At 74.6% G+C, this 13,494-nt stretch carries 12 protein-coding genes; 11 read left to right on the plus strand and 1 reads right to left on the minus strand.

What is annotated here, in order from left to right; genetic code table 11:
- Positions 1-55: 55 nt before the first annotated feature.
- The gene (locus tag ACIQOV_RS06770; protein ID WP_401045713.1) at positions 56-724 is read right to left on the minus strand and encodes an ATP-binding protein; all 669 of its coding nucleotides are present in this window, start codon (positions 722-724) and stop codon (positions 56-58) included.
- Between the two features lie 230 nt (positions 725-954).
- On the opposite strand from ACIQOV_RS06770, the gene ACIQOV_RS06775 reads away from it, so the two are divergent.
- From ACIQOV_RS06775 to ACIQOV_RS06825, 11 genes are all read left to right on the plus strand, one after another.
- On the plus strand, positions 955-1,779 hold the full coding sequence (locus ACIQOV_RS06775; RefSeq protein ID WP_401045716.1) for a hypothetical protein: 825 nt from the start codon (positions 955-957) through the stop codon (positions 1,777-1,779).
- A 184-nt stretch (positions 1,780-1,963) separates the two neighbouring features.
- Complete coding sequence (locus tag ACIQOV_RS06780) at positions 1,964-2,713, plus strand: YcnI family protein (RefSeq protein ID WP_401045718.1); 750 nt, start codon at positions 1,964-1,966, stop codon at positions 2,711-2,713.
- A 77-nt stretch (positions 2,714-2,790) separates the two neighbouring features.
- Positions 2,791-3,459, plus strand: coding sequence for an SCO family protein (locus ACIQOV_RS06785; RefSeq protein ID WP_359898031.1), 669 nt, complete (start codon positions 2,791-2,793; stop codon positions 3,457-3,459).
- Positions 3,456-3,971 (plus strand): copper chaperone PCu(A)C, encoded by a 516-nt coding sequence (locus tag ACIQOV_RS06790; RefSeq protein WP_359898035.1) that lies wholly within the window; start codon positions 3,456-3,458, stop codon positions 3,969-3,971. The genes ACIQOV_RS06785 and ACIQOV_RS06790 overlap by 4 nt, the downstream gene beginning before the upstream one ends.
- A 13-nt stretch (positions 3,972-3,984) precedes the next feature.
- Positions 3,985-6,051: a FixH family protein gene (locus ACIQOV_RS06795; protein WP_401045722.1), complete on the plus strand. Its 2,067-nt coding sequence runs from the start codon at positions 3,985-3,987 to the stop codon at positions 6,049-6,051.
- Between the two features lie 5 nt (positions 6,052-6,056).
- Positions 6,057-7,391 carry an iron uptake transporter deferrochelatase/peroxidase subunit gene (gene efeB, locus ACIQOV_RS06800; protein WP_401045725.1) on the plus strand — a complete coding sequence of 445 codons (1,335 nt, stop codon included), beginning with the start codon at positions 6,057-6,059 and terminating at the stop codon, positions 7,389-7,391.
- Between the two features lie 135 nt (positions 7,392-7,526).
- On the plus strand, positions 7,527-8,462 hold the full coding sequence (pheA, locus tag ACIQOV_RS06805) for a prephenate dehydratase (protein WP_359898039.1): 936 nt from the start codon (positions 7,527-7,529) through the stop codon (positions 8,460-8,462).
- A gap of 551 nt (positions 8,463-9,013) precedes the next feature.
- A complete protein-coding gene (serS, locus tag ACIQOV_RS06810; RefSeq protein ID WP_359898041.1) occupies positions 9,014-10,288 on the plus strand; it encodes a serine--tRNA ligase in 1,275 nt (424 codons plus the stop codon).
- 52 nt (positions 10,289-10,340) lie between these two features.
- A complete protein-coding gene (locus tag ACIQOV_RS06815; RefSeq protein ID WP_380553312.1) occupies positions 10,341-11,186 on the plus strand; it encodes an HAD family hydrolase in 846 nt (281 codons plus the stop codon).
- A gap of 225 nt (positions 11,187-11,411) precedes the next feature.
- The gene (locus tag ACIQOV_RS06820) at positions 11,412-12,134 is read left to right on the plus strand and encodes a FadR/GntR family transcriptional regulator (protein ID WP_359898045.1); all 723 of its coding nucleotides are present in this window, start codon (positions 11,412-11,414) and stop codon (positions 12,132-12,134) included.
- A gap of 63 nt (positions 12,135-12,197) precedes the next feature.
- Positions 12,198-13,439, plus strand: a complete 1,242-nt coding sequence (locus ACIQOV_RS06825; protein ID WP_401045729.1) for a CynX/NimT family MFS transporter — start codon at positions 12,198-12,200, stop codon at positions 13,437-13,439.
- Positions 13,440-13,494 lie beyond the last annotated feature (55 nt).

Genomic DNA, 13,494 nt, shown 5'->3' on the forward strand with positions numbered 1-13,494 from the left:
GGCGCGGGCCCACAGCCCGCGCCCCTCGTCCTTCCGGCCGCCGGCCCCGCCTGCCCTAGGACGCCGCGCGCAGCAGCGCCCCGTCCTGCCACTTGAGGATCTTGTCGAAGCTGACGATCGCCCCGCGCAGCGGGTGGTTGCGCAGCTGGACGTGGTCGGTGAGCGCGTGGATGAGGAAGAGGCCCCGGCCGGATTCGGCGGTGAGGTCGGGAAGGGTGTCCAGGTCGACCGGGCGCAGCGTCGGGGTGCTGGGACGGCAGGGCAGGACGTGGGTGTCGTACGGGTGGCCGTCGCGGCGGGGACGGTGGGCGGCGAGGACGCGGGCCGGGACGGTGGCGCGGCCGCGGCGGGTGCGGCGGGGAGCCCGGCCGGCCACCGCCGGACGGGCGGGCGCCGGGGCGGCCGGGCGGCGGGCGGCGGCCGGAGCGGGAGCGGGAGCGGCAGCCCCGGCGGGAGCGGGGGCTGGCAGGCCGGGCCCGGAGTCGGTGACCTCGATCCGCAGCCGGTCGCCGCAGATCGAGGCGGTGACCTGGAAGCCGTCGTCGGGCCGCCCGGTGGCGCCGTGCTCGACGGCGTTGGCGCAGGCCTCGGTGAGGGCGACGCCGAGGTCGTCCGCGATCTGCGGGTCGACGCCCGCGGTCGCCATCGCACCGAGCAGGATGCGCCGGGCCAGCGGGACGCTGGCCGGGTCGCGCTTGAGGTGCAGAGTCCACCAGATGTCCACGGGAGGTCCCTCCTGGCTGCGGCTCCACATACAACTAGGTATCTCCGGGCGATTCGCGGGTGAACCGTGCCCGGGGGCCGCTACCGCCCGTTCGGCGGATGGACCGGGGGACGGGGTCTGTGCCGGGCGACGCGTACGCCCCCTCGCACGCCGCCGCCGAAAGGGGCATTCGTAGGGATTTCCCACCCTGCCCGTGTCGGCGGCGTACGCAATGAGAGGATGGCCCGGCCATGACTGCCCTCGCCGCCGCCCCGCTCCCGGGCGCCCCCGGACCGGCTCAGCCGGTGGGGTCCGCCGCCTGGGACCTGCGGCTTGCCCGGGCGGTCCCGTTCGCGCTGGTCTGCACCCTGATAGCGGCCGCCGGGCACGCCCTGGCGGGGGGCGGGAACGTGCCGCCGACCGCGTTGGCGCTGGGTTTCGCCGCGGTGCTGGCCTTCGCGGCGGTCTGCGGCGGGCGGGAGCGTTCGCTGGCGGGCATCGCCGGGGCGCTGGGTGCCGGGCAGCTCGCGCTGCACTGTCTCTTCCACGGCTTCAACGGCTTCAACGGCTCCATGCCGGGCATGCACCACGGCGGCCCCGGGCCGCTGACCGTGCCGCAGGTGGCCGGTCGGCTGATCTGCAACGAGGCGCGCCCCGGCACGCTGCTCGGCCTGTCCGGCGGCCCGTCCGCGGAGCAGCTGGTCTCCTCCGCGGGCCTGGATCCGCACGCGTTCGCCGCCGCGCCCTGGTGGCAGGCCGGTGTCCTCGGCATGACGCCGTCGATGCTGGCCGGGCACCTGGGTGCCGCGCTGGTCGCGGGCTGGTGGCTGCGGCGCGGCGAGGCGGCGCTGTGGCGGCTGCTGCGGGTGGCCGCCACGGCGGCCCGGGAGCACTGGGCGGCGCCGTTGTGCACGGCGTTCGCGCTGGTGGCCGCGCTGCTGCGCGGTCTGTTCGGCGTGGCGGGCCCGGCCCGCCGGTTCGGTGCCCGGGGCGGGGAGAGCCTGTTCCCGACGGGTGCGGTGCTGCGGCACAGCGTGGTGCGGCGCGGTCCGCCGTGCGGGGCCCTCGCGTACTGACCGGCGTCTCCCGGCGGCCCTGCGGCCGCGTCGGGTGCCGGTGTGCGCACCGTCCGGCCGTTCCCCCGACCACCGGGGCGGCCCGAGGCTCTGCCCCCACCTCCCCACGCGCGGCCCCCGCGGTACGGATCGTGTCCGTCGCCCGGTACCGGCTGCCGCCGAGCTCCGATCGGAGACCCGCATCATGCGTTCCCTTCCCACCCGTCGTCTCGCCGCCGTCGCCCTCACCGCCGCCGCCTCCGTGGTGGCGCTGGCCGGCCCCGCCTTCGCGCACGTCACCGTGAACCCGGGCGCGGCCGCCCAGGGCGGCTACACGGCCGTCGACTTCCGGGTGCCGAACGAGAGCGACACCGCGGGCACGGTGAAGCTGGAGGTCAACCTCCCGCTGGACCACCCGCTGGCCTCGGTCCGGACCCTGCCGCTGCCGGGCTGGACCGCCGCGGTCGAGAAGGCCAAGCTCGACAAGCCGATCAAGGTGCACGGCAACGACGTCACCGAGGCCGTCTCCAAGATCACCTGGACCGCCGACGCCGGCACCAAGATCGCCCCCGGCCAGTTCCAGGAGTTCCGGGTCTCGCTCGGCCCGCTGCCGACCGACACGGACAGCCTGGTCTTCAAGACCCTCCAGACCTACGACAACGGCGACATCGCCCGCTGGATCGACGAGTCCAAGGACGGCCAGCCCGAGCCGGCCAAGCCCGCCCCCGTCCTGAAGCTCACCAAGGCCGCCGAGGGCGACGGCCACGGCGTCACCGCGTCCCCGGCCGCGGGCGCCCACGGGGACAGCTCCGACCACACCGCCGCCTCCGGCGACGCCAAGTCCAGCGACTCCACCGCCCGCACCCTGGGCGTGGTCGGCATCGTGGTCGGTGTGATCGGCACCGCCGTCGGCGTGCTCGGCCTGCGCCGCAAGAACGGCGGCTCCGCCTCCTGACCCCCGCGCCGGCGGCGCCGCACCCGCAGGACGGGTGCGGCCCCGCCGGCGGCCCACCGCGCACGATCGGAACTCGCATGCCCCGCACCACCCGCACCACCCGCCTGGCCGGCGCGGCCGCCCTGGCGCTGGCCGCCGCCCTGACCCTCTCCGCCTGCGGCTCCTCCGGCGGCGACTCCACCGTCGCCAAGGTCACCCGGCAGAAGGAGGACACCCCGTACCAGGGCACCAAGCTCGCCAAGAACTTCGAGAAGCCGGACCTCCAGCTGACCGACACCTCCGGCCGGCCCTTCGACCTGCGGCAGCAGACCAACGGCAAGGCCACCCTGCTGTTCTTCGGCTACACCAGCTGCCCGGACGTCTGCCCGACCACCATGGGCGACATCGGCGTCGCGATGAAGGCGCTGCCCGAGGCGGACCGGCAGAAGGTCAACGTCGTCTTCGTCTCCACCGACCCGCAGCGCGACACCCCCCAGGTGCTGCGCACCTGGCTGGACTCGATGGGCAGCGACTTCATAGGCCTCACCGGGGACCTGGCCAAGGTGAAGACCGCGGCCAAGTCGCTCGGCATCATGATCGAGGACCCGGTGGTCAACGGGGACGGCACGGTCACCTCCACCCACGGCGCGCAGGTGCTGGCCTTCCTCCCCTCGGACGACAAGGCGCACGTGCTCTACATGAGCGGCACCGAGGAGAAGACCTACGAGCACGACCTGCCGCTGCTCGCCAAGGGGGTCGCGGCGTGACCTCGGTGCAGACCGGAACCGGCCGCTTCCGCCGCACCGCCCTGCTCGGTGCCGTCGTCGCGACGGCCCTGGGCGGCGGCGCCATCCTGGCCGCCTGCGGGACGGGCGGCGGCACGGGCGGGCAGGACGGTGCCGCCGGGGGCCCGGCCAGGCTCAGCGTCGCCGACTCCTACATCCCGCTGCCCCCGGCCGGCGGCATGGCGGCCGGCTACCTGACCGTTCGCAACGACGGCGGGCAGGACGAGCTGCTCAAGGTGACCAGCCCGGCCGCCGGGTCGGTCACCATGCACCGCTCGACCGCGTCGACCATGGAGCAGGTGGACAGTCTCGACGTCCCCGCGCACGGCACCCTGCAGCTCGCCCGGGGCGGCAACCACCTCATGATCATGGGATGGCAGAAGACCCCGGCCCTCGGCGACGAGCTGGAGCTCGACCTCACCTTCGCCAAGTCCGGCACCATCTCCGTCAAGGTTCCGGTCAAGGAGCTCACCTACCGGCCCAGCCAGAGTTAAGGGGACCGCCACCATGCAGTCGGCCGGCCTGGAGAAGGCCACCCACCGCCGGATCGCCGGGGTGCTCGGAATGCTCGGCGCGCTGCTTGCGCTGATGCTCGCGGGCGCCGGTCCGGCCTCCGCGCACGCCACCCTGGATTCCACCGACCCGCGGCAGAACTCGGTCGTCGCCACCGCCCCGCAGGCGGTGACGCTGACCTTCAGCGAGTCCGTCTCGCTCTCCGGCGACTCCGTCCGGGTGCTCGACCCGGCCGGCCAGGCCGTGGACACCGGCAACCCGGCGCACGCCGACGGCAAGGGCAACACCGCCCGGGTCGGGCTGCGCGGCGGGCTCGCCAACGGCACGTACACGGTGGCCTGGCGGGCGGTCTCGGACGACTCGCACCCGGTCGGCGGGGCGTTCACCTTCTCCATCGGCGCGCCCTCGGACACCTCGGTGTCGGCGACCGCGCTGCAGGGCGCGGAGGCCGACGGCCTGGTCGCCTTCCTGTACGGCACCGGGCGCACCGTCGCGTACACCGCGTTCGCGCTGCTGGTCGGCGTCGCCGCCTTCGTCCTGATCTGCTGGCCGGCCGGCACCGCCCGGCGCCGGGTGCAGCGGCTGCTGATGACCGGCTGGACGGCGCTGCTGGTCTCCACCGTCGCCGTGCTGATGCTGCGCGGCCCGTACGAGCGCGGATCGGGGGTCGGGCAGGCCTTCGACCTGTCGCTGATGCGCGCCACGCTGGACGAGCGGATCGGCACCGCGCTGGCCGCCCGGCTGCTGCTGCTCGCGGCGGGCGGGGTGTTCCTGTCGCTGCTGGTCGGGCAGCTGGGGCAGCCGCCGCGGCCGGTCGTCCCGAAGCCGCGGGACGAGGACGGCTCCGAGGGCTCCAAGGGCTCCGAGGACGCCGACGGCCCCGCCGGTCCCGCGGTGTCCGAGGAGGCCGCCGAGGACGCCGAGGACGCCGAGCTGCGCGAGCTGGAGCGGCGGGCCGCCGAACGGCCGCAGCGCGAGGTCCGGCTCGGGCTCGGCGTGGCCGGGCTGGTGCTGGCGGTCGCCCTCTCGGCGACCTGGGTCGGCGCCGACCACGCCTCGGTGGGCATCCAGGTCTGGCTGGCGCTGCCGCTCGGCATCCTGCACCTGCTCGCCATGGCGCTCTGGCTGGGCGGGCTGGCCGCGCTGCTGGTCGCGCTGCGCGAGGGCGTCGGCGCCGAGGTGGTGGACCGCTTCTCCAGGATCGCCTTCGGCGCGGTGGCCGTGCTGGCCGTCACCGGGATCTACCAGTCCTGGCGGGGCCTGGGCAGCTGGGGCGCGCTGACCGGCACCGAGTACGGGCGGCTGCTGCTGGTGAAGAGCGGCTGCGTGGTCGCGATGCTCGGCGTCGCCTGGATCTCCCGCTCCTGGCTGGCCCGGCTGCGCTCGGCCCCGGCCGAGTCGGTGGAGGTCGCACCGGCCGAACTGCCGGAACCGGTCGCCGTGGCGACGCACAGCGAGGACCCGGTCCGGCAGGCGCAGCTGGAGCGCCAGCGGGCCGCCCTGCGGAGCGCCGGACGCGACCGGGGGCTGACCCCGACCCGGGCCGGGCTGCGCCGCTCGGTGCTGGTCGAGGCGCTGGTCGCGGTGGCGGTGCTGGTGGTCACCACGATGCTCACCAACTCCCCGCCCGGACGGGTCGCGGGCGAGCTCAAGGCCGGGGCGGCCGCCGCTCCGGCGGCCGGCGGGGCCCCGGTGGCGCCGCAGACCGAGCCGGGCCGCACCGTCGAGCTCAAGCTCCCGTACGACACCAAGGGCCGGACGCCGAACGCCAAGGGCACCGCGACCGTCACCCTCAACCCCGCCCGGACCGGGCCGAACGAGGTGAAGCTCACGCTGGACAGCGCGGACGGGCAGCCGGTGGACGTCCCCGAGGTGGAGCTCGCCTTCACCCTGCCGGACCGCGACCTCGGCCCGCTGCCGGTCGCGCTCACCCCGGAGGGCACCGGCCGGTGGAGCGGCACCGCGCAGCTCCCGCTGGCGGGCAACTGGGTGGTGTCGGTGCAGATCCGCTCCTCCGACATCGACCAGACCACCCCGACCCAGCAGTTCAGGATCGGGTGAGCGGGATGACGGACACCTCCACGGAGCACGGTCCGGCGGAGCCCGGCTCGGCGGAGCCCGGCCCGACGGACCACGGGCCGGGTCCGGCGGGGCCCGCGGGCTTCACCCGGCGGGCGCTGCTCGGCACCGCCGGGGCCGGACTGCTGGCCGGCGCCGGCGCGGGCGTCGCCGGGGCGGTCGCCCTGGACGGGCGGCCGGGCGGGACGGCGGACGCGGCGGGCCCGTCCGGCGGGACGCTGGGCTCCGCCCGGGTGCCGTTCCGCGGCGCGCACCAGGCCGGGATCACCGACCCGGCGCAGGCCAGGGTCCAACTCGCCGCCTTCGACCTGGCCGTGGGCGTCGGCCGGGACGGGCTGCGCACCCTGCTGCAGCGCTGGACGAAGGCGGCCGAGCGGCTGACCGCGGGGGAGCCGGCCGAGGAGTTCGACGACCAGGTCGCGCTGGACGCCGGGCCCTGCTCGCTCACCGTCACGGTCGGCTTCGGCGCCGCCCTGTTCGACAAGGCCGGGCTGGCCGACCGCCGCCCGCCCGGGCTCGAACCGCTGCCCGCCTTCCCCGGCGACGCGCTCGACCCGGCCCGCGGCGACGGCGACCTGTTCGTCCAGATCGGCGCGGACGACGCCCTGGTCGCCGTGCACGCCCTGCGGGTGCTGCAGCGGCTCGCGGCCGGGACGGCGGCGCTGCGCTGGCAGTCGGCCGGCTTCGCCCGCACCCCCGGCGCCGCCGCGCGGCCGGTGACCGGACGCAATCTGATGGGCCAGATCGACGGCACCAACAACCCCCGGCCGGACGAGGAGGGCTTCGCCGCCACGGTGTTCTGCGCCGCCGGCGGCGACCAGCCGGGCTGGCTGGCCGGCGGCTCGTACCTGGTGTTCCGGCGGATCCGGATGCTGCTGGACCACTGGGAGGCGCTTCCGGTGGACCGGCAGGAGCGGGTGATCGGGCGGCGCAAGTCGGACGGCGCCCCGCTCGGCGCGCCCGCCGGGGCCGGCGAGCGGTCCCCGGTCGACCTCGCCGCGCAGGGCCCGGACGGCACCCTGGCGATCCCCGCCGACGCGCACATCCGGGTCGCCGCCCCGGCGGCCAACGGCGGGGCGGCCATGCTGCGCCGCGGCTTCTCGTACCACGACGGGCTGCTGCCGGACGGCTCCCCGGACGCCGGGCTGCTCTTCCTCGCCTTCCAGGCCGACCCGCGCAAGGGCTTCACCCCGGTGCAGCGCAAGCTCTCCCGGGGCGACGGCCTCTCCCGCTTCCTGCGGCACGAGGCCGGCGGCCTGTACGCGCTGCCACCGGGCCCGCCGCCCGGCGGCTACCTCGGACAGCAGTTGTTGGAGGGGTAGTTCCCCCGGAGTCACCGGGACGCACCGCCGCGGTTCCGGTCGGTGGAACGCTTTCCTGCCGGGGCCGCGGAGTCGTTAGGGTGATTGCTTCGGCACACTCCGCCCGCGCAGCACCGAGATTCCCACGGAGGCATCATGTCGGCCACCCGCTACACCTACCTCGGACCGGCCGGCACGTTCACCGAGGCGGCCCTGCACACCCTGCCCGAGGCGGCGACCCGGGAGCTGGTGCCGCTGTCCTCGGTGGCGCTGGCACTGGACGCGGTGCGCGGCGGGGAGGCGTCCGGGGCGTTCGTCCCGATCGAGAACTCGGTGGAGGGCGCGGTCACCGCGACCAACGACGAACTCGCCTCCGGCGCACCGCTGATGATCTACCGTGAGGTGCTGCTGCCGATCACCTTCGCGCTGCTGGTGCGACCGGGCACCGAGCTGTCCGGGATCAAGACGGTGACCAGCCACCCGGTGGCCCAGCCGCAGGTGCGGCGCTGGCTGGCGGCCAACCTGCCGGAGGCGAAGTGGGAGTCGGCCGCCTCCAACGCGGACGGCGCCCGGCTGGTCTCCGAGGGCCGCTACGACGGCGCGTTCGCCGGGGAGTTCGCGGCGCCGATCTACGGGCTGGAGCCGCTGGTCAAGGAGATCGCGGACGCCAAGAGCGCGGCCACCCGGTTCGTGCTGGTCGGCCGTCCGGGCCGGGTCTCCTCGCCGACCGGCGCGGACAAGACCTCGATGGTGGTCTGGCTGCCGGACGACCACCCGGGCGCGCTGCTGGAGCTGCTCCAGGAGTTCGCGGTGCGCGGGGTCAACCTGATGCGGATCGAGTCCCGCCCGACCGGCGAGGGCATGGGCAGCTACTGCTTCCTGATCGACTGCGAGGGCCACCTGTCCGAGCGCCGGGTCGGCGAGGCGATGATGGGGCTCAAGCGGATCTGCCCGCAGGTGCGGTACCTGGGCTCCTATCCGCGCGCCGACCGGCAGGAGTCCACCCACCGGCGGCCGGGGACCTCGGACGAGGATTTCTCCTCGGCGGCGGACTGGCTCTCCCGCGCCCTCGACGGCCGCGGGAACATCTGAGGCCCGCGGGGCATCCGCGACCTCCGCGGCCGTCCGGACACCCTGATTGCATCTTTTGTCTTTCCGACCTTTTCCGACTGTTTTGGATCGGGTCGATCGGGCGGGGCGGACGGCCCCGTCCGTCGTCCACAGGCGGCCCGGGGCCGGGGGCCGCTGTCCACAGGGCTCCCCGCTGTCCACAGCCCCGAGTTATCCACAGGCCGGGGGAGAGTCGACAAACCGGTATAGCCATTGCCCAGAACTGGTCGGACCATCGGTTTGCGTCGCAGAGATGACCAATCGGACCAGAGTCACCCGGTTGCCAGCAAATCACCCGTCCGAGTGCTTCAATTCCCTCACTCGGGAAGGTTGATTGAGGTTTGAAACCTCAATTCCCTGGTTCGTTCACACGGAGGGCCATCCTCCCCCTGGATCCACAGGCCAGGGGTCGGGCCTGTGGATAACCCGGCGGCGGAGCGTTCCCCACAGAAGTTATCCACAGGATCGGGCGAGTTATCCCCAGGGGAAATGCCGTACTGGTGGAGGAACGGTCGCCCGGTACGCTTGGGCCTGTGATTGACCTTCGCCTGCTCCGTGAGGACCCTGACCGAGTGCGCGCCTCGCAGCGCGTCCGTGGCGAGGACGTCGACCTGGTCGACGCCCTCCTCTCCGCCGACGAGCGGCGCCGGTCCTCGGGCAGCCGCTTCGACGAACTGCGCAACGAGCAGCGGGTGCTCGGCAAGCAGGTCGCCCAGGCCAAGGGCGACGAGAAGGCCGCCCTGCTGCAGCGCACCAAGGACCTGGCCGCCGAGGTCAAGGCCGCCGACGCCGAACAGGGCGCGGCCAAGGAGGAGGCCGACCGCCTGCTCCGCTCGCTGGCGAACCTCATCGACCCGGCCGCCCCGGTCGGCGGCGAGGAGGACTTCGTCACCCTTGAGGAGATCGGCACCCCGCGCGACTTCGCCGCCGAGGGCTTCGAGCCCCGCGACCACGTCGAGCTCGGCCAGATCCTCGGCGCGATCGACACCGAGCGCGGCGCCAAGGTCGCCGGTGCCCGCTCCTACTACCTGACCGGCGTCGGCGCGCTGCTGGAGCTCGCCCTGGTCAACATGGCGATCGCCCAGGCCACCGCGGCCGGCTTCACCCCGATGATCACCCCGGCCCTGGTCCGCCCGGCCGCCATGGACGGCACCGGCTTCCTCGGCCAGGCCGCCGAGAACGTGTACCACCTCGCCGAGGACGACCGGTACCTGGTCGGCACCAGCGAGGTCCCGCTCGCCGCGTACCACATGGACGAGATCCTCGACGCCGACAAGCTGCCGCTGCGCTACGCCGGCTACTCGTCCTGCTTCCGCCGCGAGGCCGGCACCTACGGCAAGGACACCCGCGGCATCATCCGCGTCCACCAGTTCGAGAAGGTGGAGATGTTCGTCTTCACCACCCCCGAGGACGCGGAGAACGAGCACCGCCGCCTGCTCCAGTGGGAGAAGGACTTCCTCAACGCGCTGGAGCTGCCGTACCGGGTGATCGACGTCGCCTCCGGCGACCTCGGCGCCTCGGCCGCGCGCAAGTTCGACATCGAGGCGTGGATCCCCACCCAGGGCAAGTACCGCGAGGTCACCTCGACCTCCAACACCACCGAGTACCAGGCCCGCCGACTGGCGATCCGGATGCGCGAGGAGGGCAAGACCCGCCCGCTCGCCACCCTGAACGGCACCCTGGTCGCCGTCCCGCGCACCATCGTGGCGATCCTGGAGAACCACCAGCAGGCCGACGGCTCGGTCGTCCTGCCCGAGGCGCTGCGGCCGTACCTCGGCGGGCGGACCGTCCTCGAACCGGTCAAGTAACCCGGCCAGCACCACCCAGCACCACCCGCAACTCCCGGGAGACGTAAGGCCCATGAGCACCATCAGCCCCAGCCTCGCCTCCCCCGGCGGTGGCGGCCTGCCCTACCGGTTGGTCGCCACCGACCTCGACGGCACCCTGCTCACCAGCGGGGAGACCGTCTCCGAGCGCACCCGCGCCGCCCTGGCCGCGGCCACCGGCGCGGGCGCGCTGCACATCATCGTCACCGGGCGCTCGGCGGTCTGGGCCCGCCCGGTCTTCGACGAGATCGGCTACACCGGGATAGCGGTCTGCGGACAGGGCGCCCAGGTGTACGACGCCGGCGCGCACAAGCTGCTCACCTCGCTCACCCTGGACCGGCGGCTCGCCGCGCTCGCGATCGAGAAGATCGAGACCGAGACCGGCCCGCTGGCCATCGCCGCCAACCAGGACGGCCTCGACGGCCAGGTGCTGGCCGGCCCCGGCTACGAGCTGCTGATCGGCTCCGACCTGCCGGTCGTCCGGGTCGATCGCGGCGGGCTGTTCGACGCCCCGCTCAGCAAGCTCTACATCCAGCACCACGCCCTCACCGACGACGCCCTCGCCGAAGCCGCCCGGCGCGCGGCCGGCGACCTGGTCGGCGTGGTGATGGCCGGCGCCGGCGTCGTCGAACTGCTCCCGCTCGGCCTGTCCAAGGCCACCGGCCTGGCCGTCGCCGCCCGCCGCCTGGGCGTCCGCGCCGCCGACACCATCGCCTTCGGCGACATGCCCAACGACGTCCCGATGTTCGGCTGGGCCGCCCACGGCGTCGCCATGGCCAACGCCCACGAGGAACTCCTCGCCGTCGCGGACGCCGTCACCACCAGCAACGACGAGGACGGCGTCGCCGCAGTCCTGGAGCGCCTCTACCCGCAGCGCTGACGCCTCCGGCGGGGAGGCGCCCGGCCACCGGGCACCGGCCACCCGCCGCGATCTCCTGCCCCGCGCACAGGTCCCCGCGCCCCTGGTGGGGCGCGGGGATCCGTGTCCGGGGGTACATCCAGGGTTCATGGGCTGGTCAGGGGTGGGTTGTAGGATGACCGGGCAAGCGGTTGTAGGATGACCGACGACCGGTGATGACGTGTGCGGTGGAAAGGGAGGTCCGGCATGAGCGGCGGTTTGCAGGCGGCCGGGCGGCGCTCCCTGGTGGACACCGCGATCGAGCAGCTGCGGGCGCAGCTGGCGGGTGGGGCGTGGCCGGTGGGCTCGCGGATTCCCACCGAGCACGAGCTGGCCGAGCAACTGGCCGTCGGACGGAACACCGTGCGAGAGGCCATCCGGGTGCTGGTGCACGCCGGGATGCTGGTCTCCCGGCAGGGCGAGGGGACGTTCGTCCGCTCCACCAGCGACCCGGCGTCCGTCCTGCGCGGCGTCCAGCGCTCGGGCATCCGGGACGTCCTGGAGGTCCGCGCGGCGCTGGAGACCGAGGGCGCCCGGCTGGCCGCACTGCGGCACACCCCCGAGGACATCCGGCGGATGCGCGCCGCGCTGGCCCGTGAGGCCGAGGTGTTCGCGGCGCACCCCGAGCGGGCGAGCCGCGAGGCCACCGTCGAGCACGACCTGGAGTTCCACACCGCCGTCGTCGAGGCCGCGCACAACCCCGCGCTGGCCGAGGTGTACCGCTACTTCGGCGCCTCCGTGCGCGAGGCGATGACCTCCGCCTTCGGCGACCACGACATGCCCGAGGCGGTCGTCGCGACCCACGAGGCGCTGGTCGACGCGATCGAGAGCGGTGACCCGGACCGGGCCGAGGCGGCGTGTCGTGCGCTGCTCGCCGGCCCGACCGCGGCCGTCGAGCAGCTGCTCGCGGCCATCGCGGCGCGGAAGTAGGACGGCGCGAGCCTCCCTTCCGCCGTCCGCATCCACGCACCTTCACGAAAGAACAGCACATCCATGGCCGTCACCCGTGCCCAGCAGCCGGTTGTCACCACGTCCGCCCCGCTCCCCCTCCGCGCCCGGGCGGCCCATCCGCTCCTGCTGCTGACCGGCATCCTGCTGGTCGCGCTGAACATGCGCGCCTGCCTGGCGGCGGTCTCCCCGATGGTCGGCGAGATCCAGCGGACCTTCGGCCTGTCCGCCACCGCGAGCGGGCTGATCACCACCGTCCCGGTGCTGTTCCAGGGCGTCGGCGCCCCGCTCACGCCGCGGCTGACCCGCCGCTTCGGCGCCGAGCGGGTGGTGCTCGGCGCGGTGCTGGTGCTCGGCGCGGGCGTGCTGCTGCGGGTGCTGCCCTCGGTGGCGGCCCTGTACGCGGGCTGCGTGGTGATCGGCGTGGCCATCGCGGTGCTGAACGTGTCGATGCCGGGCCTGGTGAAGCGCGAGTTCCCGGACCGCGCGGCCACCATGACCGGCGTCTATTCGACCACCATGCTGGTCGGCGCCACCCTCGCGGCCGGCACCTCCGTCCCGCTGGAGCACGCGCTGGGCGGCGGCTGGCGGGCCTCGTTGGGCGCCTGGTCGCTGCTCGCGCTGATCGCGGCGGTGGCCTGGCTGCCGCAGGTGCTGCGCTCGCGTCAGGAGCGGCAGGGGGCGGTGGCCGCGGCCGCCGCGCCGGCCAAGCCGATCGAGGGCATCTGGAAGTCCCCGCTGGCCTGGCAGATCAGCCTCTTCATGGGCATCTCGTCGCTGCTGGTGTACACCCTGGTCGCCTGGATGCCGACCATCCTGGCCGACCACGGCATGGACCGCGGCCAGGCCGGTCTGGTCTTCGCCTTCTCCAACCTGGTGCAGGTGGCGGGCGCCTTCCTGGTGCCGCTGATGGCCGGCCGGATGACCAGCCAGCGCGGGCTGGCGCTGACCATGGTCGCCCTGAACGGCCTGGGCATCGCGATGCTGCTGGTCGCGCCGGTCTCCGCCGCGTGGGTGTCGGCGACCATCCTGGGCGTGGCCCAGGGCGGTTCGCTGGGCCTGGGCCTCGCGTTCATCGTGCTGCGCACCCGCACCGCGGCCGGTGCCGCCCAGCTGGGCGGGATGTCGCAGGCGATCGGCTATCTGGTCGCGGCGGCGGGCCCGGTCGGCGCGGGTGCGCTGCGCCAGCTGACCGGCGGCTGGGAGACCCCGCTGGTGCTGATGCTGGTGCTGGTCCTGGTGGTCGGCGCGGCCGGCTGGGGCGCGGGCCGCAACCGCACCCTCTGAGCCGCTCGCCGGCGAGAACGCGGCAGTGGGCCCCGGACACCCTCAGGTGTCCGGG

The sequence above is a fragment of the Kitasatospora sp. NPDC091257 genome, from assembly GCF_044757675.1.
Lineage (GTDB): Bacteria > Actinomycetota > Actinomycetes > Streptomycetales > Streptomycetaceae > Kitasatospora > Kitasatospora lactacystinica.